At 67.8% G+C, this 24,868-nt stretch carries 23 protein-coding genes; 11 read left to right on the top strand and 12 right to left on the bottom strand.

Translation table 11 applies throughout. From position 1 onward, the window contains the following. Positions 1-89: 89 nt before the first annotated feature. From ABD658_RS06370 to ABD658_RS06350, 5 genes are all read right to left on the bottom strand, one after another. Positions 90-710, bottom strand: a complete 621-nt coding sequence (locus ABD658_RS06370; RefSeq protein ID WP_311024452.1) for a hypothetical protein — start codon at positions 708-710, stop codon at positions 90-92. A 676-nt stretch (positions 711-1,386) separates the two neighbouring features. Continuing rightward, positions 1,387-2,979, bottom strand: a complete 1,593-nt coding sequence (groL, locus tag ABD658_RS06365) for a chaperonin GroEL (RefSeq protein WP_311025786.1) — start codon at positions 2,977-2,979, stop codon at positions 1,387-1,389. Between the two features lie 60 nt (positions 2,980-3,039). Continuing rightward, positions 3,040-3,336: a co-chaperone GroES gene (gene groES / locus ABD658_RS06360; protein ID WP_070160649.1), complete on the bottom strand. Its 297-nt coding sequence runs from the start codon at positions 3,334-3,336 to the stop codon at positions 3,040-3,042. Between the two features lie 312 nt (positions 3,337-3,648). Beyond that, positions 3,649-4,950 carry a YeeE/YedE family protein gene (locus ABD658_RS06355; RefSeq protein ID WP_344684043.1) on the bottom strand — a complete coding sequence of 434 codons (1,302 nt, stop codon included), beginning with the start codon at positions 4,948-4,950 and terminating at the stop codon, positions 3,649-3,651. Then, positions 4,947-6,140 (bottom strand): sulfurtransferase, encoded by a 1,194-nt coding sequence (locus tag ABD658_RS06350; RefSeq protein ID WP_083277562.1) that lies wholly within the window; start codon positions 6,138-6,140, stop codon positions 4,947-4,949. The genes ABD658_RS06355 and ABD658_RS06350 overlap by 4 nt, the downstream gene beginning before the upstream one ends. A 315-nt stretch (positions 6,141-6,455) precedes the next feature. Between ABD658_RS06350 and guaB the strand changes: the two genes are divergently transcribed. From guaB to ABD658_RS06335, 3 genes are all read left to right on the top strand, one after another. Beyond that, complete coding sequence (guaB, locus tag ABD658_RS06345) at positions 6,456-7,976, top strand: IMP dehydrogenase (RefSeq protein WP_344684046.1); 1,521 nt, start codon at positions 6,456-6,458, stop codon at positions 7,974-7,976. Between the two features lie 12 nt (positions 7,977-7,988). Continuing rightward, the gene (locus ABD658_RS06340; protein ID WP_311025790.1) at positions 7,989-8,774 is read left to right on the top strand and encodes a TenA family protein; all 786 of its coding nucleotides are present in this window, start codon (positions 7,989-7,991) and stop codon (positions 8,772-8,774) included. Positions 8,775-8,915: 141 nt separating this feature from the next. Beyond that, positions 8,916-10,058: a GuaB3 family IMP dehydrogenase-related protein gene (locus tag ABD658_RS06335; protein ID WP_311025791.1), complete on the top strand. Its 1,143-nt coding sequence runs from the start codon at positions 8,916-8,918 to the stop codon at positions 10,056-10,058. A 117-nt stretch (positions 10,059-10,175) separates the two neighbouring features. On the opposite strand, the gene ABD658_RS06330 is transcribed toward ABD658_RS06335, so the two are convergent. Together ABD658_RS06330 and ABD658_RS06325 are read right to left on the bottom strand one after the other, a co-directional pair. Then, entirely contained in the window at positions 10,176-13,010 is a 2,835-nt protein-coding gene (locus ABD658_RS06330; protein WP_344684049.1) for an ExeM/NucH family extracellular endonuclease, read from the bottom strand. Positions 13,011-13,129: 119 nt separating this feature from the next. After that, positions 13,130-17,338, bottom strand: coding sequence for a bifunctional metallophosphatase/5'-nucleotidase (locus tag ABD658_RS06325; protein WP_344744111.1), 4,209 nt, complete (start codon positions 17,336-17,338; stop codon positions 13,130-13,132). Between the two features lie 143 nt (positions 17,339-17,481). Between ABD658_RS06325 and ABD658_RS06320 the strand changes: the two genes are divergently transcribed. The 3 genes from ABD658_RS06320 (at position 17,482) to ABD658_RS06310 (ending at position 19,441) form a co-directional block, all read left to right on the top strand. After that, complete coding sequence (locus tag ABD658_RS06320; RefSeq protein ID WP_344684053.1) at positions 17,482-18,243, top strand: SRPBCC family protein; 762 nt, start codon at positions 17,482-17,484, stop codon at positions 18,241-18,243. 3 nt (positions 18,244-18,246) lie between these two features. Then, a complete protein-coding gene (locus tag ABD658_RS06315) occupies positions 18,247-18,462 on the top strand; it encodes a helix-hairpin-helix domain-containing protein (RefSeq protein ID WP_344684056.1) in 216 nt (71 codons plus the stop codon). Positions 18,463-18,628: 166 nt separating this feature from the next. Further along, the gene (locus tag ABD658_RS06310) at positions 18,629-19,441 is read left to right on the top strand and encodes a hypothetical protein (protein ID WP_344684058.1); all 813 of its coding nucleotides are present in this window, start codon (positions 18,629-18,631) and stop codon (positions 19,439-19,441) included. Between the two features lie 89 nt (positions 19,442-19,530). Here the strand turns inward: ABD658_RS06310 and ABD658_RS06305 are convergent, their stop codons facing one another. After that, entirely contained in the window at positions 19,531-19,737 is a 207-nt protein-coding gene (locus ABD658_RS06305; protein WP_344684061.1) for a hypothetical protein, read from the bottom strand. A gap of 484 nt (positions 19,738-20,221) precedes the next feature. On the opposite strand from ABD658_RS06305, the gene ABD658_RS06300 reads away from it, so the two are divergent. The 3 genes from ABD658_RS06300 to ABD658_RS06290 all read left to right on the top strand — a co-directional run bounded on the left by ABD658_RS06300 (position 20,222) and on the right by ABD658_RS06290 (position 21,556). After that, on the top strand, positions 20,222-20,545 hold the full coding sequence (locus tag ABD658_RS06300; RefSeq protein WP_344684063.1) for a helix-turn-helix transcriptional regulator: 324 nt from the start codon (positions 20,222-20,224) through the stop codon (positions 20,543-20,545). A 74-nt stretch (positions 20,546-20,619) separates the two neighbouring features. Next, complete coding sequence (locus ABD658_RS06295) at positions 20,620-21,048, top strand: hypothetical protein (RefSeq protein WP_344684065.1); 429 nt, start codon at positions 20,620-20,622, stop codon at positions 21,046-21,048. Positions 21,049-21,256: 208 nt separating this feature from the next. Then, positions 21,257-21,556 (top strand): helix-turn-helix domain-containing protein, encoded by a 300-nt coding sequence (locus tag ABD658_RS06290; RefSeq protein ID WP_344684067.1) that lies wholly within the window; start codon positions 21,257-21,259, stop codon positions 21,554-21,556. 27 nt (positions 21,557-21,583) lie between these two features. Here the strand turns inward: ABD658_RS06290 and ABD658_RS06285 are convergent, their stop codons facing one another. The 3 genes from ABD658_RS06285 to ABD658_RS06275 form a co-directional block, all read right to left on the bottom strand. Beyond that, on the bottom strand, positions 21,584-21,997 hold the full coding sequence (locus ABD658_RS06285; RefSeq protein WP_344684069.1) for a hypothetical protein: 414 nt from the start codon (positions 21,995-21,997) through the stop codon (positions 21,584-21,586). Positions 21,998-22,069: 72 nt separating this feature from the next. Beyond that, complete coding sequence (locus ABD658_RS06280; RefSeq protein ID WP_344684072.1) at positions 22,070-22,480, bottom strand: hypothetical protein; 411 nt, start codon at positions 22,478-22,480, stop codon at positions 22,070-22,072. Then, positions 22,481-23,668: a phospholipase A2 gene (locus ABD658_RS06275; protein ID WP_344684075.1), complete on the bottom strand. Its 1,188-nt coding sequence runs from the start codon at positions 23,666-23,668 to the stop codon at positions 22,481-22,483. Between the two features lie 272 nt (positions 23,669-23,940). Here ABD658_RS06275 and ABD658_RS06270 point away from each other — a divergent pair, with 272 nt between their 5' ends. Further along, positions 23,941-24,426, top strand: a complete 486-nt coding sequence (locus ABD658_RS06270) for a hypothetical protein (RefSeq protein ID WP_344684077.1) — start codon at positions 23,941-23,943, stop codon at positions 24,424-24,426. Between the two features lie 2 nt (positions 24,427-24,428). Beyond that, positions 24,429-24,659: a hypothetical protein gene (locus ABD658_RS06265; protein ID WP_344684079.1), complete on the top strand. Its 231-nt coding sequence runs from the start codon at positions 24,429-24,431 to the stop codon at positions 24,657-24,659. Between the two features lie 24 nt (positions 24,660-24,683). Here the strand turns inward: ABD658_RS06265 and ABD658_RS06260 are convergent. Then, the coding region (locus tag ABD658_RS06260; RefSeq protein ID WP_344744105.1) for a transposase at positions 24,684-24,868 on the bottom strand (185 nt) is incomplete at its 5' end.

Raw genomic sequence — 24,868 nt, 5'->3', positions numbered from 1 at the left:
CCTCCCTCCCTCCCTCCCCTCCGCTGAGTTGGTCTGGAGTTGTGGAAACTCCACTCGATCGAGTCGAGTTTCCACAACTCCAGACGCATTCACGGGGCGATCAGCAGATCCCTGACCCGTCCCGACAGGCCACGGAAGCCCTCGGCGAGGTCGAGTCGGTTGGCGGACAGCACCGTCCATCCCTCCGCGCGGAAGGCGCCATCGCGGTACTGATCATGGTGCTGCTGCTCAGCCGAGAAGTGGTGCGCCCCTTCGTACTGCAGCAGGATGCGGGCGTTGCGATATCCCATATCCCCTGAGGGGGAGTCCGGGTCCGTCGGATCGAGCCTGATCTGCAGCTCGGGCTCCGGCAGCCCGGCCTCCGTGAGCGCCAATCTCATGCGCGTCTCGGCTGGCGAATCCGATCCGACGCGGATGAGTTCGAGCGCCTCGCGCGCGACGACGACACCCCGGGCGCCCTTGTGCTGGTCCACCGTCCGCCGCAGTCGGGGCACCGTGGTCCATGGCTCCTCGCGGCCCTCGTACTGGGGCCGGGGGTGGCGCACCAGACTGTCGCCGAGGGCGACGAGCTCCTCGCGACCAAGACTCGACATCATGTCGATGAACACACGCTCTGGGGACGAGACACGGATCCCGAGGGTCTCCACGACCTCGCCCGCCGCGGGGCACGGCCAGTGATGGGCGACGTCGACGTCGGCATCGAGAGCCACATGACGGGTCAGTCCGCTGATGTGCAGACGTGCATCCCGTGCCGACCTCGCTGGCAGCGGCAGTCGGTAGAACCGGGCTGCGGAGTGATGACTGATCCACAGCACGCGTGACCGGGAGCAGGCGGCTCGACACAGGTCTATGTCGAGGGCGTGCGGATCCTGCGGGCGGCCGGGTGGGGAACCCGGTGGGAACAGCCGACGGACCGATTGCGGGACCGGTGCGCGGGGCGAGAGGGCGCCTGGGCCGAGGTCGGGACGGTGACGGTAGATGCCCCGACTGCGATGCTCGACGTCGCGGGCGCGGAGTCTGTGGTCGGGGACTCCCAGGGCGCGTGCTTCCGCGCGACTGAACGTGCGGCCTCTGAGCTCCTCCGGAAGGGGTGATGGTGGGCGCATGCTCAGAGGATGCCGCGCAGGTCCAGGAGACGAGTAGGGGTAGGGGCGTCCTGTGGAGAGGGCGGCGCGGAGTCGTCGTGGGCTGCGCGGTTGTGGAGGAGCCGCTCCACTCTCCCGTGAGTTGGTCTGGAGTTTTGGGTACTCGACTCGATCGAGTCGAGTACCCAAAACTCCAGACCAACTCAGCGCAGAGAGCCCGTGGACAGAGACAGGGGCCCTGGCCCGTCGGGTGACGTGGCCAGGGCCCCTGTCTCGGCAGAGGGATCTCAGCGTGCGGAGATCACTCCTCCTCGTCGTCCTTCTTCTCGACGACGAGCGTCTCGGTGGTCAGCACCAGCGCCGCGATGGAGGCGGCGTTCTGCAGGGCAGAGCGGGTGACCTTGACCGGGTCGATGACGCCGTCGGCGATCAGGTCGCCGTAGACGCCGGTCTTGGCGTTGAAGCCGTGGTTCGGCTCCAGGTCCGCGACCTTGGAGGCGACGACGAAGCCGTCCTCGCCGGCGTTCTGGGCGATCCAGCGCAGCGGCTGCACCAGCGCCCGGCGGACGATGCCCACCGCAGCGGCGGCGTCGCCCTCGAGCGCCTGGACGTTCGCGTCCTCGTCCAGGGCGGACAGCGCGTTGATCAGCGCGGTGCCACCGCCGGCGACGATGCCCTCCTCGAGCGCGGCACGCGTGGAGGACACGGCGTCCTCGATGCGGTGCTTGCGCTCCTTGAGCTCCACCTCGGTGGCCGCACCGACCTTGATGACGCCGATGCCGCCGGCCAGCTTGGCCAGCCGCTCCTGCAGCTTCTCACGGTCCCACTCGGAGTCGGTCGCGTCAGCCTGCGCCTTGATCGTGGCGGCACGGGCCTCGACGTCCTCCTTCGAGCCGGCGCCGTCGACGATGGTGGTGTTGTCCTTGGTGACGGTCACGCGGCGTGCGGAGCCGAGCACCTCGGTGCCCACCTGGTCCAGCTTCAGACCGAGGTCGGGGGAGACCACCTGGGCGCCGGTGAGGATCGCGATGTCCTCCAGCATGGCCTTGCGGCGGTCGCCGAAGCCCGGAGCCTTGACAGCCACAGCGTTCAGGGTGCCGCGGATCTTGTTCACCACCAGGGTGGAGAGCGCCTCGCCCTCGACGTCCTCGGCGATGATGAACAGCGGCTTCTTGGACTGCAGCACCTTCTCCAGCAGCGGCAGGAACTCCTGCATGTTGGAGATCTTGCCCTGGTGGATGAGGATCTGGGCGTCCTCCAGCACGGCCTCCTGACGGTCTGCGTCAGTGACGAAGTGCGGGGAGAGGTAGCCCTTGTCGAACTGCATGCCCTCGGTGATGTCGAGCTCCGTCGACGTCGTGGAGGACTCCTCGATGGTGATCACGCCCTCGGTGCCCACTGCGTCGAAGGCGCGGGCGATGAGCTCGCCGACCTCGTCGTTCTGGGCGGAGATCGCGGCGACGTGGGCCACCTGGGGGCCCTCGACGTCGCGGGCGTTGGTCTTCAGACGCTCGGTCACCGCGGTGACGGCGGTCTCGATGCCGCGCTTGATCTCACCCGGAGCGGCACCGGCGGCCACGTTGCGCAGGCCTTCCTTGACCAGGGCCTGGGCGAGCACGGTGGCGGTGGTGGTGCCGTCGCCGGCGACGTCGTTGGTCTTGGTGGCGACCTCCTTGGCGAGCTGAGCGCCGAGGTTCTCGTAGGAGTCCTCGACCTCGATCTCGCGGGCGATCGTGACGCCGTCGTTGGTGATGGTCGGTGCGCCCCAGGACTTGTCCAGGACGACGTTGCGGCCCTTGGGGCCCAGCGTCACCTTGACGGTGTCGGCGAGCTTGTCGATGCCGGCTTCGAGTGCCTTCCGGGCGGCATCGTCGAACTCAAGCTGCTTTGCCATATGAGTTGCTTCCTTTGCGAGTCAGATGCGGGTCTCGAGAGGTGTGCGGAGGATCCGCGATCACTTCTCGACGACAGCCAGGACGTCGCGGGCGTTGAGGACGAGGAACTCGTCGCCGCCGACCTTGACCTCGGTGCCGCCGAACTTGGAGTAGATGACGACGTCGCCCTCGGCGACGTCGACCGGCACGCGGTTGCCCTTGTCGTCGACACGGCCCGGGCCCACGGCCACGACCTCGCCCTCCTGGGGCTTCTCCTTGGCGGTGTCCGGGATCACCAGACCGGAAGCGGTGGTCTGCTCAGCTTCCAGGGGGCGGACAACAATACGATCCTCGAGGGGCTTGATGGAGACTGACACGTCAGTACTCTCCTTTGCGTGATGTCGAATCGGGTCTGTTCACAGGCCCGGGCCGCGCGTCGTGTGACGCCGACGCCGTGCCCCAGGCCGGGGTTGTTGCGCGCCTTGGGAGTGACCGATCCGTCGTCGCGGTGCCGGACGGCGCCCCTTCAGGCCTTCGGCGCCGGTGACGCCGACGCCGCATCAGCACTCGATGGCCTCGAGTGCCAACACAAACTTTAGGACGGCCTTAGCACTCGGTCAAGCAGAGTGCTAAGGCCGTCCCTGTGACGTGCCGGACTGCGGGTCCGTGGCCTTCCCTGAGGGACCTGCTCAGCGGTACACCCCAGGGTTGGCGCGGCGATGCAGCCCAAGCTTGAACCCGACGCCGGCGGCGACGACCACGGCCGCGCCGAAGACCCAGCCGGAGAGCGCCATCGCCTGGGTCCCGGAGAGCAGTACGCCGATGGTGCAGCCCAGCCCGATCATCGAACCCCAGCCCAGCAGGACTCCGCCGATCACCGCGGTGAGCGAATTCCAGCCGGTCAGCGGCTCCACCTTGACCCGGCGCCCCGGCAGCGCGGCGGCCAGCGAGGCCAGCACGATGCCGGCGATCAGCCACCCGTTGGTGGTGATGGTGTGCACCACCACCGCCACGCAGCCGGCGAGGCGCTCGTCCAGGCCTGGCATGAAGTTCGGCAGCAGCCCGGCGGCGTCCATGCCGGTGCGGGTCAGTGAGGAGATCTGGCTGGTCACGCCCAGCGGCTGGTCCTTGTAGTAGGCCAGCACGGCCAGGATCCCGACGGCGGCACCGGTGGCCAGCGCCGGCCAGCGCTTGAAGAACACGAGGCGGCGGACCTCGGTGGCGTCGACCACGCGGTCCCCGCGGCCCGTCACCGGCGGGTTCCACCGCAACAGCCAGATCCCGAGTCCGACCAGCACGCCCAGCTGCAGCACGACCGCGGTGGTGTAGCCGCTGCCGGCGGGCAGCCAGGGGACCGGCGCCCCGGCGATGAACCCGGAGTACATGGTGTCCCAGGAGAGGAATCCCGCACCGAAGCCCAGCACGACGCCGACCAGCGCCGGCAGGGAGCGCAGGTGCCCTTCCGGGAGCCGATACAGGTGCCCGGCGATGCAGCCCCCGGAGATCACCATCCCGAGTCCGAAGGCCAAGCCGGCGATCACCAGCGCCAGGGAGACCGGAGCGATGTGGGCGTCCGAGGGAATGGTGCCCCCGGTGGGGTTGGACACACGCATGGAGAAGACGACGGCGTAACCGATCATCCCCACGGCGATGGAGACCAGCACGGCGTAGAGCCCGCGCGAGTCTCCCTTCTCGAAGAAGTCACGGAACACACAGAAGAAGCAGTAGCGGCCGCGTTCGAACAGGATGCCGAGGCCGGCACCGATCAGCAGGGCGAAGGCGGCGTTCGATCCGCCCAGGCCCTCGCCGTCGGTGATGGTCAGCCAGCCGGCCAGTCCGAGCAGCAGCGCGGCCACGGCGAGTGCGACGGACGTGCGCACCGTGTCCGCCCGGGTCCAGCCCAGGGGACGGTCGGCACGGACCGAGACGGAGCCCGGTCCGCCGGAGTGGCGGACGGGCTCCGTCGAGGTGGTCTCAGCGGTGGTGCTCACGAGCCGCCGCTGCCCCACAGGCCGGCACGCTGGTCGGTGTTGTTGGCCACCGGCACGCCCACCGAGTTGCCCCATTCGGTCCAGGAGCCGTCGTAGACCTGGGTGTCGGCGCCCAGGATCTGGCTCAGGGCGAACCAGGTGTGGGAGGCACGCTCCCCGATGCGGCAGTAGGTGATGATCGGGCTGTCGAGGTCGACGCCGGCGTCCTCGTAGATGGCCCGGATCTCGTCGGCCGGCAGGAACTGGCCGGTCTCCTCGTCCACGATGGTGCCCCAGGAGACGTTGACCGAACCGGGGATGTGGCCCCAGATGGAGGTGGACTCGCCCTCAAAGATCTCCGGGTCCACGCCGATCGCGCCGTCGTGCTCGTCGGCGGAGCGGATGTCCACCAGCGTGGTCGCGGACTCGCCGTCGACGTTCTCCTCGGCCACCTCGAGGACCTCCGGCTGCAGGGCCCGGATGTCGAGGTTCTGCGGCTGGGCCTCCCAGGTGCCCTCGGCGACGTCGGGGACCTCCTCGGTCAGCTCGCGCTCGTCGTAGACCTCCCACTTGTGCAGGCCGCCGTCGAGCAGGCGGACGTCCTCGGCGCCGTAGAGCTTGAACACCCAGGCGGCGTAGGCGGCGAACCAGTTGTTGGAGTCGCCGTAGAGCACGACGGTGTCGCCGTCGTCGATGCCCAGGGACTGGGCCAGCTCGGTGAACTCGTCCTGGGAGATGAACTCGCGGGTGTTGGGCTGGGTGAACTCGGTGGACCAGTTCACGTACTGCGCCTGGGGGATGTGGGCCTCGGAGTAGGGGGTCAGCTCGGAGGTGGGAAGCTCCTCGGAGACGTCGATCAGGACGATGCCCTGCTCGGCGAGGTCGCCCTCGTCGAGGCGGTCGGCCAGCCAGTCGGTGGAGACCAGGACGTTCTCCAGGTCCTCGTCGCCGCCCTGGTGGACCTCGTCGTAGCCGCGGTGCTCACCCGCAACCTGAACATTCGCCACCGTGGTGGCCTGCTCGCCGCCCCCGGAGCCGGAGTCGGTGCTGGTGGCGGCGCCGTCGTCTCCGCCGCTGATGCTGTTGGTGACCACGCCCCCGGCGGTGGCGGCCAGGGCGGCCACGGCCACGAAGGCGATGGCCAGCTTGCCGCTGGATCGTCGGCCGGAGCTCGACGTCTGCTCGGGGGAGGGTGCCTCATCGGTGCTCATGATGTGCTGATGCCTTTCGCTGCGGGTCTGTGCGGTGCTTGAGAGTCTGTGTGGTGCTGCTTCCGGTGCAGAAGTGCCTGACACCACTATGCGGGATATCTTCAGAAATATGAACAGATAAGTTCATACGTTGTCACATTGAGGGACGCCGGCGGGCCACCGTGGGGTCCGTGCGGCCGCGTCATCCCGCGGAACCGGCCGCGACGCACAGGAATCCTCGCGGCAGTAGACTTGTTGTGGCCCGAACACCGACGACGCCGCAGCCGCCGGTCCTCAAGCGACCCGCATCGACGACACCCTGGAGAGGCGACACCCGTGACAGAGACCACCGCAGAGGAACACGACCCCTTCGGCTTCGTAGGGCTGACCTACGACGACGTCCTCCTGCTGCCCGGCGCCACCGACGTGATCCCGTCCGACGCCGACACCTCCACGCAGTTCACCCGGAACATCACGCTGAACACGCCGGTGGCTTCGGCCGCCATGGACACCGTCACTGAGGCGCCGATGGCGATCGCGCTCGCCCGGCTCGGCGGCGTCGGCATCCTGCATCGCAACCTCTCCATCGACGATCAGGCCAAGCAGGTGGACCAGGTCAAGCGCTCCGAGTCCGGGATGATCTCCGACCCGGTGACCATCACCCCGGACGCCACCCTGAAGGACCTGGACGACCTCTGTGCCCACTACCGGGTCTCCGGCCTGCCGGTGGTCGACTCCGAGAAGAAGCTGCTGGGCATCATCACCAATCGCGACACCCGCTTCGTCGCGCCCGAGGACTTCCTGACCACCAAGGTCTACGAGAAGATGACCCCGCAGCCGCTGATCACCGCCCAGGAGGGCATCGCGCGCGAGGACGTCATCCGACTGTTCTCGGAGCACCGGGTGGAGAAGCTGCCGCTGGTGGACGACGACGGCCGGCTCACCGGGCTGATCACCATCAAGGACTTCGACAAGGCGGACAAGTACCCGCAGGCGACCAAGGACTCCGAGGGGCGGCTGCGCGTCGGGGCGGCCGTCGGGTTCTTCGGCGAGGGCTTCGAGCGGGCCATGACGCTGATCGACGCCGGTGTGGACGTGCTCGTGGTCGACACCGCCAACGGCCACACCCGTGGGGTCCTGGACATGATCGGCAAGCTCAAGGCCGAGCCGCGCGCCGCAGGAGTGGACGTCATCGGCGGCCAGGCGGCCACCCGGGAAGGCGCCCAGGCGATCATCGACGCCGGGGCGGACGCCGTGAAGGTCGGAGTCGGGCCCGGATCCATCTGCACCACCCGCGTGGTCGCCGGGGTCGGCGTCCCGCAGATCACCGCCATCCATGAGGCGGCGAAGGCCGCCATCCCGGCGGGTGTGCCGCTGATCGCCGACGGTGGGCTGCAGCACTCCGGAGACATCGGCAAGGCGCTGGTGGCCGGCGCGAGCTCAGTGATGCTCGGCTCGCTGCTGGCCGGCGCCGCCGAGTCCCCGGGCGACCTGGTGTTCTACAACGGCAAGCAGTTCAAGGCCTACCGCGGCATGGGCTCGCTGGGCGCGATGCAGACCCGCGGGAAGAACACCTCCTATTCCAAGGACCGCTACTTCCAGGCCGACGTCCCCGATGACGAGAAGCTCATTCCGGAGGGCATCGAGGGCCAGGTGCCCTACCGCGGGCCGCTCTCCGCGGTGGTCCACCAGCTCACCGGCGGCCTGCGGCAGACCATGTTCTACGTCGGCGCGCACACCATCGGCGAGCTCAAGGCCAAGGGTCGGTTCGTCCGCATCACCTCGGCGGGGCTGAAGGAATCGCACCCGCATGACGTGATGATGACCGTCGAATCGCCGAACTACCGGCGTCGCTGACCGGCGGACGCGATGAGCACCACCGACTCCCACTCCGGCGCCGCCGTAGGCCTGGCCTCGTACGTGGACTCTCCGGCACTGCGGGCCGGGGAGCACGGGCTGGCCGCCTGGCGCGGTTCCCGGCAGGCCCTGGCCGCGATCTCCGAGCTCGAGTTCCTGGCCGAGCTGGCCGACGGCACGCTTCCCGCGGAGACCTTCGTGCACTATCTGCTGCAGGACTCGGCCTACCTGGCCGGCTACGGCCAGGCGATGACCCTGCTGGCGGCCCGCGCGCCGTCGGCCGAGCACCGCCGATTCTGGGCTCGGGCGACCTCGGACACCATCGCTGAGGAGCAGTCCATGCAGGCGGAGCTCATGGGCTCGGAGGAGTTCTCCGCACTGGCCCGCCGCATGGCGGACGACGACGGCGCACCGCGTCCCTCGCCGACCACGCAGGGCTACACCTCCTGGCTGGTGGCCACCGCCGCCGTCGATGACCATGCGGTGGCCGTGGCCGCGGTGCTGCCCTGCTTCTGGGTGTACGCCGAGGTGGGCCGTCACCTGGTGGAGAGCATCGGGGAAGGCATGGACCGGCACCCGTACCGCAGCTGGGTGGAGGTGTACTCGGATCCGGCCTTCGACCGCGCAGTGGAGGAGGCGATCGGGATCTTCGAGGAGCTCGTCGACGCATCCGACGCAGGCGTCCGCGCCCGCATGATGGCCGCCTTCGAGCGGGGCTGCGTCTATGAGCACCGCTTCTGGGCGGCGGCGCATGTCCGCGAGTCCTGGGCCACCCCGCCCTCGGGGGCGCGGGCCTGAACGCCCTGTGAGCCACGCGGCTGACGAGCGCGGTCCGCTGACGGACGAAGCCCGTGCCTCAGGAGGCCCTGTGAATTTCTGGGACCGTCCCGGTCCTGCCGACCACGACCCGACAACCCCTGCGAGAGCAAGGAGCACCAGTTGAGCAACGAGATCCCGATCGGTCTGGCCAAGAGCGGACGGCGCGCCTGGGCGCTGGACGACGTCGCCGTCGTGCCGAGCCGCCGCACCCGGAGCCCGCAGGACGTGAGCCTGGACTGGCAGATCGATGCGTACACGTTCAAGACCCCGGTGATCGGGGCGCCCATGGACTCCGTGATGTCTCCGGAGACCGCGATCGAGCTGGGCCGGCTGGGCGGGCTCGGGGTGCTCAACCTGGAGGGCCTGTGGACCCGCTACGAGGACCCGCAGCCGGTGCTGGAGGAGATCTCCCGCCTGGCCGATGACGAGGTGTCCCCGGAGAACACGCGCCGCCTGCAGCAGCTCTACTCCGAGCCGATCAAGGCGGAGCTGATCAAGGCCCGCCTGGCGGAGATCCGGGAGGCCGGCGTCGTGGTCTCCGGCTCGCTGACGCCGCAGCGCACCCAGGAGTTCTACCAGACTGTGGTGGAGGCCGGGGTGGACATGTTCGTCATCCGCGGCACCACGGTGTCGGCCGAACACGTGTCCCAGAACGGAGACCCGCTGAACCTCAAGGAGTTCATCTACGAGCTCGACGTGCCGGTGATCGTGGGAGGGGCGGCGGGCTACACCCCCGCGCTGCACCTGATGCGCACCGGTGCGGCTGGCGTGCTGGTGGGCTTCGGCGGGGGATCCTCGACCACCACGCGCCGGGCCATGGGCATCCGGGTGCCCATGGCGACTGCCATCTCCGACGTCGCCGCCGCCCGGCGTGACTACCTGGACGAGTCCGGCGGGCGCTACGTGCACGTGATCGCCGACGGGGGCCTCGGCTCCTCCGGGGACATCGTCAAGGCGCTGGCCATGGGCGCCGACGCCGTCATGCTGGGGACCACGCTGGCCCGAGCCGAAGAGGCCCCGGGCCGCGGCTGGCACTGGGGCCAGGAAGCGGTGCACCCGGACTTCCCGCGCGGTCACCGCACCCGGGTGGGCACTGTCGGTCCGCTGGAGGAGGTCCTCTGGGGTCCCAGCCACCACACCGACGGCTCTTCGAACCTCATGGGCGGCCTGCGCCGCGCGATGGCCGCCACGGGCTACTCGGACCTGAAGTCCTTCCAGCGGGTGGACGCGATCGTCTCCCCGCTGGGCCAGCAGTCCCGCTGAGGGCCTGCCCTGCCTAGACCAGCTGGTCGAGTTGGTTCAGTTGGTCCGGAGTCTGCGGTACTCGACTCGATCGAGCTGAGTACCGCACACTCCGGACCAACTCAGCGCCTGGGACGGTCAGCTGTGGCGGCCGTTGCCGTTCCCGTTGTTCTGCCCAGGGCCGTTGCCGGGGTGGTCCACCCGTTCGTGCCCCCGGCCCTCACCGGGGCCGTGGCCCTGTCCGTTGGAGTTCCCAGGCCCCCGGGGAGGACCGGCTGAGCCGTCGTCTCCGGAGCCGTCCTCGCCGCCCTCGGGATCGTCCGCGCCGCTGAGACGCAGGTCCGCCACGATCGGGTCATGGTCGGAGGAGCGCCACAGGTCGGCCCGGAACAGGTCCGAGGCATTGCCGTTGTAGCGGCTGTACTCCAGGGCGATCGGTTCCACGGCGTTGATGTTCCAGATCTCGGCCTGCGAGACGGACTCGGCGGCCGCCTCCGAGGCGAAGAGATGGTCCAGGGAGCCCACCTGGCCGTCGAACATGTAGCTGTGCTGGCCGGTCTCGGCCGAGATGTTGCTGAAACCGGCGTCGAGGATCTCCTGCAGCGGGTCCTCCTTCTCGTAGGAGTTGAAGTCGCCCATCAGGAAGATGCTGTCCGTGCCGGTGTCCTCCGTCAGGGCATCGGCGAAGGCCACCAGGGCGCGGGCCTGCTCCACGCGGTCGGCGTTCCACGCTCCCTGGCCGTCGCCGGAGTCCGCGTTGGGGCCGCCGTCGGGGGCTGAGCCCTTGGACTTGAAGTGGTTGACGATGGCGATGAACCGATCCTCATCCTCGCCGTCCACCGGCTGGAACTGCTGGGCCAGCGGTTCTCTGGCGTTGGAGTAGACCTGGGCAAGGTCGAAGGACTCCAGCTCAGGAGTCATGATCTCGGCGACGCCTTCCTCGAAGAGGATCACCGACTCGTCCACCGGCTCGACGGCGTCCGCCCGGTAGATGAATCCGTTGCGGATCACGTCCTCGTCCTCGGGGGTGGGGGTCGCCTCCGGGCTGGCGACGAACTCCCAGGACCCGGTGCCCAGGTCGTCGTTCAACGCCCCGACGAGCCGCTCGTGGGCGAGGTCGCGGTCGGCGTCGTCGGTGAAGTGCACCGAGTTCTCCATCTCCTGCAGGGCGACGACGTCGGCGTCCATGGCGTTGATCGCGTCCACGATCTTCGCCTGTTGGCGTTCGAAGGACTCGGTGGACCAGGCACCGCGCACCTCGCACCAGTCGGCGGTGGTGGGCTCGCCGTGCCGGTCGGTGTAGTACTCGCAGTCCTCCTCATCCTCGCCGAGGGTGACGAAGTAGTTCAGCACGTTGAACCCGGCGATGCGCAGATCACCGTCCCGCTCCATCGGAGTCTCGCGACCCACACGGGTGTCCTCGAACCTGGCGGGCTGGACGGCGTCGGCGGTCTCCGGGGTCAGGTGACCGGTGGGCTGCAGCCGCCACTGATCGAAGCGACGGTCCATGACGACGGTGTTCTCCCACAGCATCTCGGCCCCCACGCGCACCGGGTCCTCGGCCGTCAGGTACGGCAGCTCCTCATCCCAGCCCGGGGACCGGTTGAAGTTCGTGGTCGCGGCGTCGTCGAGGTAGATGATCCGCTGCGCGTTCTCCTCTGCGTGGGCGTCCGCCTCAGGCCCGGGACGGTGTGCGGAGGTCGGGTTGATCAGCGGCTCGTCGCCGAGGACGATCCCGATCTCACCGAACTGGTTGAGCGTGTAGTGGTCGGTGACCGTGTAGGTGCCCTGCGGGTCGATCAGCATGCCCAACAGGGACTCCCGCTCGGCGTCGGTCTCGGGGATCTCGACGACGGCGGGCTTGACCTCTTCGTGGGGCTCGTCGGCGATCAGCGCGAACTCGTGCTCGGGGGTCTGTGAGGAGCCCGGGTAGAGGGAGAGCTGCACCTGACCGGAGTAGGTGGTCACATCGGCGGTGATCTCCACGAAGTCGCCGACCTCCACGTCGTCCGCGCGCCACGGGGAGTACACGAAGATGCCGTCGGAGGCCTCGTGGGCGTCCAGATCGAGGTCGCCGCCGGTGCCCTCGGTCTGCAGGGTGAAGCCGTCGAAGCCGCCGGTCGGGTAGGCGGCGGTCACGACGCCGCGCACAGTCACCGGCTGCTCCAGCAGCTCGTTCTCGGCCGGGTCCACGCTGCGCGGGATCTCATTGATCTCCAGCTCCGCCGGGTCCTGGCGCTCGCTCTCCTCCGGCTCGTGGACGGCCTGCTCGCCGGCGCTGTTGGTGGGGGTGATGGTCTCCGAGAGCGCGAAGTCGGCGGAGTTGTCGTCGGTGTCCACGGCCTCGTCCGCCCGGGCGATGGAGCGCACATCGGACCCGTTCGACGGCGACGGCGCGGCTGCCGTCTCGTAGGTGTTCGCTCCGCCGTAGCCGATCAGGTCGACGACGTCCTCATGGTCCTGCACATCGCCGAGAGGGACGTCCAGACGTTCCTCAGTGGAGGACAGCCAGATCACGCCGTCGCGGATGGCCGTGCCGCCCGAGAGGCGGGCGTCGGGATCCGGGAGGTCGGCGCCGTCGCCCGCGCTGAGCCCGGGGTTGGCGATCAGGTAGTGGCCACCCGGCTCGATGGTGCCTGAGAGGGCCACATGTCCCGACGGCGTGAGGTTCTCCTCGCCGCGGGAGGCGGGCCGGTAGGAGACCGACCAGCCGTCGAGGTCCACGGCCTCGTCACCGGGGTTGTGCAGCTCGATGAACCGCTCGTTGAACGCGGCGTCGGCGCCGGCTCCGGTGGTGTAGACCTCGCTGATGACGACGTGCTCGCCGTCGGAGGCCTCGGACGCGTCGGCGGAGGTGGTCGTGGCGGAGGCCGGGGCGGGGCCGATGAGCGAGACGGCAAGTCCCGCGGCGGCCAGACCGGCGATCATGCGGGGTCGGCGTGATCGGGGTGTGGTGTCACCTGGTGTGTGCATGGGGCAGTGGTGTCCTCATCCTCAGTTCGTGCAGGGATCGGTGGTGGTCGGGTCTGTGGGGGAAGCCTAGGGCGGGCCTATGACACGGGGCCGCGAACGCCTGGGCCGTCCCGTCGAACTCATCCGTTCCCTCCTCGCCGAGCACGCAGGACCAGCACGGCGCCCAGGGTCAGTAACACGAGCGTGCCCAGGCCGAGCCACAGCGCCCAGGAGACGCCGGTGCTCGCCAGCGCCCCCTCATGCGCGGGGGAGCGGACGTTCCCGGCCTCCGGACTGCCCGGATCGGCGGTTCCGTCGCCATCGGATGCGCGCGGGCTGTCGCTGGCGTCGTCGCTGCCGGGATCGCTCCCGGCACCGCCGCCGTCCGGGTTGCCATCCGTACCGCCGTCAGTGGTGGCGCCAGAGCCGTCTGGTCCGGCCCCGTCCCCCACGCCGGCTTCCACCGTCAGCGGAAGGGTCAGCTCCGTGCCGGTCACCGGCTCGTGGATGACCAGCGGCGCCTCGCCGGGCTCCGCGGTCTCCAGCGTGTCCGGCACCTCGATCACCACGTCGGCGCGTCCCCGCTCATCACCTCCCGGCACAAAGTCCAGATCCAGCGGGAAGTCGCCGGTGTCGACGGCGCCCAGCCGGGTCTGCACCGTCTCACCGGCAGGAACGTCCGGGTGGCTGTGCGCCAGGCCGCCCAGCTGCAGCGCCACCTGGTCTCCTGGGGCGTAGACCGCACCAGGATCGGACTCCCAGGTGACTGCCACTGTGCGGCGGGCCAGCTCGGGCGCCAGGGGAGTGTGCTCGCGGACGTAGTCCATGATGCCGACCAGGTCGGTCATGCCGGTGTCGGTGGCGGACTGCGCCTCGGTGAAGGCGGTGAACCCGTCTCCACCGCCGGCCAGGAAGCTGTTGGCCGTGACCTGATAGGTCTCCGCGTCCTCCAGCGGCACGCCGTCGATGAGCACCTCCAGGAGGCGTTCTCCCAGCGGCGCGGCAGGATCATAGGTGTAGCGCAGTTCGGTGGATCCGGAGAGCCTGATGTCCCCGTCCTTGCGCCACTGCTGCTCCAGCACCTCGCGGATCTGGGCGCCGTCGAGCTCCAGGACCACCAGTGTGTTGGCGAAGGGCTGGACAGTGGCCAGTTCTCTGTAGGTGATGGTGCCGAGGCTGAGGTCATCACGCAGGCCACCCGGGTTCATCAGCGCGAAGTCCACTTCCGGGGCGGTCTGCCGCGCGGACCATGCCTGGGCGTCGGCCACCAGGCCTCCCAGAGTGGAGTCGGCGCTGCGGTTCTGGCCGCCGTCGCCGTCGGTGGCCCGGACGAACGGCACGTCGCCGTCGACCTCGCCGATGACCTCGGCGCCCAGCTCGTCGGCGATCTCCACGGCGTCGTCCACGATCTGCTGGATCTCCGGGTCACCCTGGCAGCGGGCAGACTCCGGGTCCTCCGGGTCGATGGGCCGCAGCAGAGAGGCCTCGGAGGCCACCAGCTCGTCGGCATCGAGGTCGTAGCTGAGCTCCAGCTGGCCCAGCGCCTCGCCGTACTGGCCAGCCTGAGTGACCCACATGCCGCTGTCCGTCTGCAGCAGGTACTCCTGGTGGGTGTGGCCGGAGATGATCGCGTCGATCCCCGGGTGGGCCTCTTCCACGAGCGTGCCGAACGGCCCCTCGGCGTCCTCCAGCGTGGTGCCGCCGATGCCGTCGTGGGCCAGCACGACGACGACGTCGGCCAGGTCCTGGGAGGTCAGCTCCTCGGCGTACCGGTTGGCGGCCTCAGACATGTCGGCCCATTCGATGCCTTCGATGCCGGAGGGGCTCACCAGAGAGGGCATGTCCTCGGTGATCACCCCGATGAAGCCGACCCGCACGCCGTCGACCTCGGTGATCCAATACGGGTCATAGAGGGGTTCGCCGTCCGTGTCATGGATGTTGGCCCCGAGATGTGGGAAGTCCGTGGTGGGGATGATGCGGTCGTCGACGTCGGCCGCGCCGCCGTCGAATTCGTGGTTGCCGAGCGCAGCCACATCCAGGCCCATCAGGTTCAGCGCCTCCAGGGTGGGCTCGTCGTCCTGGATGAAGGAGGTGAAGGTGGAGGCGCCGACGTCGTCGCCGGCGGAGACGAACAGCGTGTTCGGGTTCTCGGCGCGGATCTCCTCCACGGTGCAGGCCAGCACCGCGGCGCCCGCCACCGGACCGCTGCGCTCGAGCCGACCGTGGAAGTCGTTGATGGAGAGGATGTTCAGGTCCACGACGCCGGTCCTGTCGTCCTCATCGGTGCCGTCCCGATCGCCTGGGCCCTCCTCCTTCTCGGCGACATCTTCTGCGACATCTTCGGTGACCCGGACGGGAACGGCCACGTCGGTTCCGGTGACCGGCTCCGTGAGCAGCAGCTCGGCGATCCCGTCGGCGGTCTCCACGCCGTCGGGGACCTCCGCGACGATCTCGGCCTGGCCCCGGAGGTCCTGGTGGTTCACGATCCCGGTGTCCAGCGGGAACTCACCCAGCTCGACCCCGCCCAGCTCGACCTCCACGACATCCCCGGCCGGCACCTCAGAGGAGCTGTAGGCCAGTCCGGCCACCTGCAGCGAGATCTCCTCCCCGGGCCCGTAGGTCTGTTCCGGGTCCCCGTCCCAGGTCACCGCGACCGCGCGGCGTTCGAGATCAGCGTCCAGGGATCCCCGATCCTGGGCGTAGGAGACGAACGCCTCGAGGTCGTTCATCCCGGTGTCCAGGGTCCTGCCGGACTCGAGGGCGACGTCGACCCCGCCGCCTCCTGTGGCCATATAGGAGTTCATGGCCACCTCGTAGCTGCCCTCCGGGTCCACCGGCTCTCCGTCGATCCGGACCTCGGTGATCCGCTGGCCGATCTCGGCCTGGGGGTCGAAGGTGTAGCTGACCTCGGCGGATTGGGCGTGCTTGGAGAACCGGCCGTCCTCCCGCCACTGCTGCTCGAAGAGCTCGTGGACCTGGGTGCCGCTGAGCTCCACAGTGGTCAGGGTGTTGGCGAAGGGCTGCACGTCGGCGAGGTCTCGGTAGGTCAGTTCGCCCGAGGGAAGATCGGCGCGCAGGCCGCCGGAGTTGGTGATCGCGAAGTCCACCTCGGGGCGAGTCTGGCGGACCGCCCACAGCTGGGCGTCGGCCACCAGCTCGCCGAGGGTGGACGAAGCGCCGCGGTCCTCCGAGCCGTCACCGTTCTCCGCCCGCCGGAACGGCACCTCGCCGGCAGTTTCCGCGACCACCTCCGAGCCGAGCTCGTCGGCCACCTCGACGGCGTCGTCCACGATCCCGGCCACCTCAGCGTCCGGCTCGCAGATCGGCGCGTCGTCCACGACGAGATCGATCGTCTCGGAGGAGGCCTCGACGACCTCACCGGTGGAGGTGTCCACAGAGAGGTCCACCCGGGAGAGCTGCTCGCCGTACTCACCGCCCTGGACCAGCTGCAGGCCGTCCATGTCGTGCGCGTAGGACTGGTGCGTGTGGCCGCTGAAGACGGCGTCCACTGCGGGATGCGGATCGGCCACCAGGTCCCCGAACGGGCGGCCCTGCGCGCTGCCCGGGTCGGTGCCCGGCAGGCCGTCATGGGCGAGCACGACGACGACGTCGGCCTCTCCGTCCTCCGGGTCGCCGTTGGTCAGCTGCTCGGCATAGCGGTCCACCTCCTCAGACATGGAGGTCCACTCGATGCCCTCGATCCCGGCGGGGTTGACCAGCCCGGGCATGTCTTCGGTGATGACGCCGATGAAGCCCACGGTGATTCCGCCCACCTCGGTGAGGTGGTACGGCTCGTAGAGGTGCTCACCGTCGGCATCGCGGATGTTGGCCCCGATGTGGGGGAATCCGGCCTCCGGGATGACCCGATCGTCGACGTCGGCGGCGCCGGCGTCGAACTCGTGGTTGCCCAGCACCGAGACCTCCAGGTCCATGGTGCTCATGGCATCCAGGGTGGGCTGGTCCTGTTGGATGAAGGAGGTGAAGGTGGTGGCGCCGATGTTGTCACCGGCGGAGACGAAGAGAGTGTGGGGATTCTCCCCGCGGACCTGCTCCACGGCGCAGGCCAGCGCCGCGGCGCCCGGGACGCTGCCGGAGGCCTCCAGGCGGCCGTGGAAGTCGTTTACCCCGACGATGCTCAGCTCGACGACGTCGCCGCCGGCCTCGGCGCTGGCCTCGGCGTCGACCTCATCGGTCGACGCGTCGGGTGCGGCGCTCGCGGCTGCCGGAGTGAGGAGGGTCGCCGCCAGGCCCGAGGCGAGGCCAGCCGCGAGTCCGGCGGCGAATCTGCCGCGCCGGCGATCACGCGTCGGGTGTGGGTCCTGGGGGTCTGTGGGCGCAGCTGTGCGCATGGAGGCTCCCTCGAATCAGATGCTTGGATCGTTGTCCATCCAAACAGATCTCGGCGAACAGGGACAGACCTGCCGGTGAACCTGGTCTGTCATCGGGCACTCATCGGTTGCCTCGACGGCTGGGAATCTGGATGAATGACCTCATGAGCGACAGCACAGCGGGGGCCTCCGGGGAAGTCATCATCGAGCCTGCCGGGCAGCTCGACGCCGTCTTCCGGGAGCTCGACGTCCGGCAGTGCGACGACGGAATCCTGGCCGCCATGCGACTGGTCCAGGGGTTCCCCGTCCCGGTCGGCGAGCTGTGGCGGTGCTGTACGGAGGCCGATCGTCTGAGCCGATGGTTCGGTGTCGTGGGCGGAGACCTTCGGCTGGGCGGACGGTTCAGCGTGGAGGGCAACGCCTCCGGCACGGTGGAGCGGTGCGCGCCGCCTGGCGCCGGCGCCGCGGGCGAGCTGCAGCTGAGCTGGGAGTTCGGTGAGGACGTCTCCCAGGTGGAGCTGCGCTGCGAGGGGGCGCCGGAGAGCGCCGGCGACGCCGGGTCAGCCGACGGGGCCGGCCCTCCTCAGGCATCGCGTCTGGTGCTGGAGCATCGTGGGATCGTGACCCTAGATTTCTGGCGAGCCTACGGGCCTGGAGCCGGTGGCGTCGGGTGGGATCTGGCCCTGCTGGGTCTGGCTCATCACCTGCGCACCGGAAGTACGGTGCCGGCCGAGCAGTCCCTGTGGGTGACCACGCCGGCCGCGGCGGAGTTCATCGCGGGCAGCAGCGATGCGTGGGGTCGGGCCTCCGAGGCCGCGGGAACATCGCCGGAGATGGCCCAGGCCGCCGCCCGACGCACCACCGTCTTCTATACGACACCCGACTGCGCGATACCTGACGCAGAGGAACCTGACACGGAGGGATGACCCATGGCGACACCTGACATCAGGCCCGTCGGCGACCTGCCGGACAGCATCGGCAAGACCGCCGCACGCGAGCTGTCGCATCACGGCGTGCGCAGCCTCGCCGAGGCCGCCGCGCACACCCCAAAGGAGCTGCTGGCCATCCACGGCCTCGGGCCGAAGGCCGTCCGGATCCTCACCGAGGCGCTCGCGGAGAAGGGGCTGTCCTGGCGTCCGGAGTGAAGGGCCAGGGCAGGAGCAGGCCCCGAGCCAGGGGCGCCCCGGACCGGCCCCGCGTCAGAGACGTGTGTCACACCTCGGAGATACGCTGAGCGGACCGTTCCAGACCGACTGGTGCAGGGTTCCGGCCCTGCCGCGCGGGTGGGTCTGCCGCACTCGAGGAGGACCCATGCTTTCACGCCGGACCCGTTCAGGAGTGGCCGCCGCCTGCACCATGCTCGCTGTGGGCCTGACAGGATGCGTCACGCTCGGAGAGCCGCGCAGCGCGGAGGAGGAGTCAGAAACAGCACCGCCGGAGACGTCCCCGGAGGTCTCGCAGGAGGCCGCCGACCCTGGAGATGACGACGCCCAGGATCAGGTCGACGACGCGGCCGATGACGAGCGCCACAATGGGCCCGATGATGAACCCGAGGGAAGACCTGATGAGGACCTCGACGAGGACGCTGAAGGTGAGGACGCTGAAGGTGAGGATGAAGAAGAAGACTCCGAAGCGGAGGCAGACGAGGATCCGGATGATGAGCCGGAGAGCGACGGTGGCGCCGAGCCTGACGGTCCTGCCGGCAGCCGTGACGATCCGTTCTCCGTGGGGGACTCGTTCGGCTACGGCGACTGGGAGGTCACTATCAACGGCGTCACACCGGAGGCCGACGACCTCATCGCTGCCGAGAATCAATTCAACGATCCGGCGCCGGAAGGGACTTCCTACCTGCTCATCGACGCGTCGGTGACCTATGAGGGTGCCGATTCGGAGATGATTATGATGGGCGTGGACTTCGCCTATGTCAGCGATTCGGGGGAGACCTACAGCAGCTATGACACGATCGCGATCCCGCCCGATGAGCTGGATACCTGGCAGGAGCTCTACACCGGCGGCACTGCTGAAGGGAACATCGCAATCGCAGTCCCCGACGACGGTCAGGGGCTGATCCGCGCCCGCGTCGGCTTCTTCGACACCCAGGACGGCTTCTTCGCACTCGGCTGACCGCGCCGCAGTCCTGGGCCTCGGGGCACTCTCCCGACGCAGCGGCGGTTCTCCCCACAAAGCAAAGGCCCCCGACCAGAAATCCCTGGTCAGGGGCCTTCGAAACTGGCGGTGACGGTGGGATTCTCATGCCAGTAGAGCTCTCCCATCTTCAGGCCGTGGCCGGCCTCGTTGACCTCGATATCGGGCCGACACTCCAGGATCCTGCTGCTCCCCAGGGCAAGTAGCGATACGCCGTCAAGACGAACCTGTGGTTCAGCCCTGCGGGCACAGACTGCGGCATTCATCGTGAGCATGCGTTCATCGAAACGCACACACAGGTCGCGGGCATCGGCCGAATGCAGAAGTTCTCAGACCATACCCACCACAGCTTGTTCGAGGACATGGCTCTTGCCCCGGGGCAGACTCAGCCCAGCATCTTCGGGCGATGCCAGGACGACGGGCTAGTCTTCCCATGGCATCAGTACAAGGCCGAAACCGACGCCGTGTGGTTGGCGATCGAGTTTCACATGCAATGAGTCAGCGGCAGCCGCTTCCACCCTAGAGGTTGGGGTAGGCCTGCCGAGTGCCGCGCCGTTTCGGTTTCCTCGGCGGAGAAGCGGCAGCGGCTCCTGTATCAGCACATCCCTCGCGAAGGGTAGGTCCTCAAGGGGTCGCTGACTGAGCTGCGCTGGGTGGCAGAGTGCGAAGTTCTTCCTCCAGCCCGGTGTGATCCGATCGTGACCGTCATGCGAGGTTGTTGTATTGCCGCCATAAATCTATATAGCTAGGATTCAGTGCATGGAGGATATTGGAAGGGTCACCCCGGCTACGGCTGATGTGTTGCGCGTGCTTCTAGAACAGCTGGGGGAGGAGCTGTGGGGCCTGAAGGTCATTCAGCTGACCGGCCGTCCTGCCGGGAGCGTGTATCCGATCCTGGAGAAGCTGGAGTCAGCGGGATGGGTTGAGTCCCACTGGGAAAGCGATGAGAAGCGTCGGGGTCCGCGGAGACGTCTCTACCTGTTGGCTGCCGAAGCTCGTACGCCGGCGCGCCACTACGTCGCCAAAGCCGAGAAGAGGCAGCACGCGGTGGGGCGACGTTCGCCCGAACTGGGGCCTGCGTGACGATGAGGGCCCCTGCTCAGCATCGGGTCGCTCAGTACGGAGTCTGGATCCGTATGCTTCTCAGTCTCGCGAGCGTGACCGCGCCTCGTGCGACGCGTGAGCGCTATCGCGAGGAGTGGGCGCACGATCTCGATCACGCGAATGAGCTGAACCTCACGCGCGGTGACCTTCTTGTCGGCATCCTCCGCCGCTCAGCGTCCGTCCGCTGGACGCAGACCGCACGCCTGTTCGACGTGCGTCGCAGGCGTCAGACGAAAGGACACAGACCCATGATCAAACTCGCAGCATTCAGCATCCTCGGAGGTCTGGCCTTGGCGGGACTCGGGGCATACGCGGCGCACTCGTTGCTCCCTCCCTCGACGGAGGCGACCTACATCGACATGAGCGACTACGAGATCGTTCCCGCTCCCCCGGAGGTGGCTCGTACGGATGTGGTCGTCGAGTGGGTTGACCCGGCTGACGGAATCCCTGCAGGTTCGCCGGAGGAAGAGTTCGGGCGCTGATCTCTTCCCGCGGCGATAGCGGCCTCAATCGATGGAATGGCAATAGTGCGCACCCTGTTCGCCTTCGACCCGGATCGCCCCGCGATCCTGCTGCGCACCGGTGACAAGCGCGCGAACTGGACACGCTGGTGCAAAAGAGCATCCCAGAGGCGGACGAGCGGTTCGAGCACCACCTGCGCAGGCTGAGAGGAGACTGATCGTCGTGGCTATGAAAATCAAGCACTTCATCGCTGAGTACCCCGTGGATCGGGATCGCGTCGAGGCCCACAAGGAGCGCATGCTCGCCGAGGTGCGTGCCTATCGTCTCCGTGAGCTGCGCGAGCAGGCCGGTCTGACCCAGGCTGAGCTCGCTGCACGCATCGGCGTCGGCCAGCGTCAGGTCTCCAAGACCGAACAGGGGGACCTCGACAATGCCAGGATCGGAACGGTTCATGGTTACAGCCAAGCGGTCGGTGGCGACATGGCGATCGAATACGTGGTCGGTGATGTCCGCGTTCAGGTGGCGTGACATCCTGCAGGTGTGCGCGGTGTCTGCTCACAGTTTGTGGCGTGTGGGCAGGTTCGATTCGAGGTAGGCCAGACTCAGCGCGACAAGCAGCAGTGCGGCCAGTAGGTGAAGGAACACTCCTGCGACAAGTAGCAGCCCGCCACCGAAATAGCCGTCTTCACTGCTCAGTAGGACCAGTTCCCCTATGACAGTCAGCCATGTCCCGATGCAGGTGAGCGCAGTGATGCTGCCTCGCAGCCAGGGTCTGCCACGAGGTCGGCTCGCAGCACCCAGGGTGGTGATCAGAGCCAGCAGCGAGATCGTGACGACCGCGATGCCCAGCACCGGTGGCATGGCGCTGTGGAACAGGCCGAAGAAATCCCAGGCGAAGACGAGGACGCCGAGGTTGAAAAGGACTGCCAGCTCACACAGGGCGAGTCCGGCACGACGAGTTGCGAGCACGGGTGCTTCCTTGTCTGCTGTCGAATCGCCTGCTTCAGGAATAAGCTGTTGTGCCCCCAGGAGCGAGACGACTCAAGAGCCTGCGGCGCTCTGCGGACTCGCAGTCCTCTGAGCCGCGGCTTTCCGGGTGATGAAGATCGTGACGACGAGCAGCGCTCCGACGATGAAATGCGCCGGAAAGGACAGCAGCATTGCGAACCCGCCGCCGATCGAGACTGTCGAGGAGAAGTACCCGAAGGCTGCGAGCCCCACGGCCACTGCTGAGAGCGCCCCGATGACGACCCGCAGAGCGATCCGCGCCCCGTTGATCACCAGAGCCAGGATGACCAGGGTGAAGATGATCAGATCCGGAAGGAAGAGCCAGAAGTCCCACAGGACGGGTTCCGTCTCGTTGAGAATCTCGACGACGAGCAAGAACCAGAGGTAGCGGCCCATGGAGAGCAGCCCCGCCACGGTGGTCAGTAGGTAGCCTGTTGGTGTCATCTAGTTGCCCTTCCAGGCTTTCGTCTTGAGGTCGACGATGGAGTAGTAGACAGAGGCTCGGCTGTAGCAGGTCTTCCGGTCGGGGGTCTCGGCGCGGCGGTAGTAGGCATTGCCGCAGTTCTGCCGCATCTGGGACTTGAACGTGGTGTCGGCCGAAGCTCTCTGGCTCCTCTTCGACGCGAGACTGATGTTCTTCTTCCTGATCTGGTCGATCTTCATATCGTGACGTGCACAGGGGCCTTTGAAGGAGGCCTTGTAGAAGTAGTCCGGAGAATACGTGCAGTAGTCGTGTAATGCCTTCGGCTTGCAGGTGTTCGGGCAGTATCGATAGCCGCTGGGGATGCTCACCTTCGAGGGTCGGGTGAAACCGGCCGGCACGATCAGGGCGAAGCCAGGCTGCCCCAGCAGTCCCAAGGAGGCTGATGACACATCATCGACCGGTGCTGATGCAGATCCGCTCCGGGGCTGTTCCTCGTGGGGCTCCTGGTCGAGATCCTCGTCGTCGACCCCTTCGTTGAGCAGCCGTTCCTCTTCGTCGAGCTCTGCCACGGGGAGGTCTTCATCTGCCGTGGCGATCATCCAGGCGGTGGCCTCGATGGCGTCTTCGACAAGCTCAGCGCCCTCGGCATCGGCGAGGAACATCGTGAACGTCAGGGGGTAGGCGGTCTGCGCGGTGGTCTCTGTGCTGAGAAGAATCTCCCCGGAGGCGGCACTGAGACTGCCAGGCTGAAGCTGCCCGTAGGCATCAACGATGGCACCTTCGAGGAGAATCCGGGCGCTGTCACAGTCCAAGACCGTCTCGGCGACCATGGCGCAGCCCTCGGGGTAGGGGAACGCCGCGGTGGCTGTGTCGAGTTCCTGCAGCTCACCAGGGATGGATTCCTCCAGGTGCCGTACGTCATAGACGGTGAGGACCGGCAGGTCCGGTGACTCGTCGAGGAACGCGATCTCCTCGCTGATGGACTCGGCCTCCTCGGCCGGAGCCGTGAGACCTTCGTCGAGGATCACTTCTCCGCCCTCGATGGCACCGTCCGCGGATGATGGCGGGGCCGGTGAGAATCCCACAGTGAACACCATGGCCACAGCGAGGCCCGCTGCGGTGGTCACGCTCAGTGGTGAGGTCGATCCAGGCATGCCCTTGTTCCTATCTTTGGGAAGAACAATCGATGAATGCCTGGGCCAGCGCACTCTCTGAACGTCACAGTAGACCCATTCTGGAGATTGTCCAGTACCTGGCGGGGCACGCTTTAGCATCATCTGCCGTGATTCATGCCCCCGATCAGCGGCCCTTACGCGATGCTCTGATTGCGGCCACGGTCATGGTCCACCAGCTCACCGTGGTCACGCGCAATGTCTGCGACTTCGAGGCTCTTGATGTGCCCCTCATCGATCCGTGGGGGATCGGCTCGAGTGACAGAGATCCTCTAGACTTCAGAACACGATCCGAATAGCATGAAGACATGCCGCTCACCGCTGATTCCCCCACGCGCCGCGTCACTGGGGGCCTGAAGAAGCTGCGTTCCTCGGAGCTCAACAGGAACCCGGCCAAGGTCTTCGCTGAGGCTGAGGATCATCCCGTCACGGTCACCCGCCGTGACGGCGAGGCCCTTGTGCTGATGTCCCAGCGTGAGGCCGAGGGCCGCAGAGAGCTCCTGAACTTCGCAGCACAGCTGATCACTGTGACTCTCGATGGCGAAGGGTCTCTGAGCACCCGTATGGCCAAGGCTTTCCCCTGGATGCTGGCGCTCTCCCCAGATGATCGACAGACCTGTGCCCAGGATCTCGTCGATGCTGCCAGGGCTTCGTTCTCCACCGATCAGCCACATCTGGTGCTCTCCGAGCTGATGAGCTGGAAGGAGACGGCCACGGCGATTGCCGCTGGTCTGGGCGACATCGAGCCTGAATGGCTGGACGAGGACGATGCTGCCCCGGTGGAGCGTCCCTGAGCATGGCAGCGGCTAAGAGAAGGCAGCCGGTCCCTCGCCCTCTGAAGAAGGCCGAGTACGAGATCCGCTTCGCCACCGTAGGCGCGCAGAAGGGATGGCAGGACCTGCTGGGCACGATCCGTAACCAGATGGTGGAGGCGTGGGACTTCCTCACCCGTACCCCTGGGGACCCGACACGGGTGAACTACAGGCTCAAAGGTGATCTTGCGGTCAAGTCCCGTGTAGTGGTGTAACTGGTTCTCCGAGTTGCTGGATGGTTATGCGGCTTCGAGTTCGGGAAGGTCGTGGTGGTGGTCGTCGTGCTCCGTAGCGGTCTGGCAGCGGGCCAGGACCTCGAGGCCGAGGTATCGGCGGCCTTCAGCCCATTCATCGTTCTGCTCGGCCAGCACGGCACCGACCAGCCTGGTGATGGCTTCTCGGGTGGGGAAGATCCCGACCACGT

Origin of the sequence: Nesterenkonia aethiopica (assembly GCF_039534665.1) — a bacterium.
Taxonomy (GTDB): Bacteria; Actinomycetota; Actinomycetes; order Actinomycetales; family Micrococcaceae; genus Nesterenkonia; species Nesterenkonia aethiopica.
This window is presented reverse-complemented; position numbering and strand designations above follow the sequence as displayed.

Excerpts from the sequence above, each read along its gene's own strand:
- groL (WP_311025786.1), bottom strand. The coding sequence starts at position 2,979 with ATGGCAAAGCAGCTTGAGTTCGACGATGCCGCCCGGAAGGCACTCGAA.
- ABD658_RS06350 (WP_083277562.1), bottom strand. The coding sequence starts at position 6,140 with ATGAGCACCGATGAGGCACCCTCCCCCGAGCAGACGTCGAGCTCCGGC.
- ABD658_RS06340 (WP_311025790.1), top strand. The coding sequence starts at position 7,989 with ATGAGCACCACCGACTCCCACTCCGGCGCCGCCGTAGGCCTGGCCTCG.
- ABD658_RS06330 (WP_344684049.1), bottom strand. The coding sequence starts at position 13,010 with ATGCACACACCAGGTGACACCACACCCCGATCACGCCGACCCCGCATG.
- ABD658_RS06325 (WP_344744111.1), bottom strand. The coding sequence starts at position 17,338 with ATGCGCACAGCTGCGCCCACAGACCCCCAGGACCCACACCCGACGCGT.
- ABD658_RS06320 (WP_344684053.1), top strand. The coding sequence starts at position 17,482 with ATGAGCGACAGCACAGCGGGGGCCTCCGGGGAAGTCATCATCGAGCCT.
- ABD658_RS06315 (WP_344684056.1), top strand. The coding sequence starts at position 18,247 with ATGGCGACACCTGACATCAGGCCCGTCGGCGACCTGCCGGACAGCATC.
- ABD658_RS06310 (WP_344684058.1), top strand. The coding sequence starts at position 18,629 with ATGCTTTCACGCCGGACCCGTTCAGGAGTGGCCGCCGCCTGCACCATG.
- ABD658_RS06305 (WP_344684061.1), bottom strand. The coding sequence starts at position 19,737 with ATGCTCACGATGAATGCCGCAGTCTGTGCCCGCAGGGCTGAACCACAG.
- ABD658_RS06300 (WP_344684063.1), top strand. The coding sequence starts at position 20,222 with ATGGAGGATATTGGAAGGGTCACCCCGGCTACGGCTGATGTGTTGCGC.
- ABD658_RS06290 (WP_344684067.1), top strand. The coding sequence starts at position 21,257 with ATGAAAATCAAGCACTTCATCGCTGAGTACCCCGTGGATCGGGATCGC.
- ABD658_RS06280 (WP_344684072.1), bottom strand. The coding sequence starts at position 22,480 with ATGACACCAACAGGCTACCTACTGACCACCGTGGCGGGGCTGCTCTCC.
- ABD658_RS06270 (WP_344684077.1), top strand. The coding sequence starts at position 23,941 with ATGCCGCTCACCGCTGATTCCCCCACGCGCCGCGTCACTGGGGGCCTG.
- ABD658_RS06265 (WP_344684079.1), top strand. The coding sequence starts at position 24,429 with ATGGCAGCGGCTAAGAGAAGGCAGCCGGTCCCTCGCCCTCTGAAGAAG.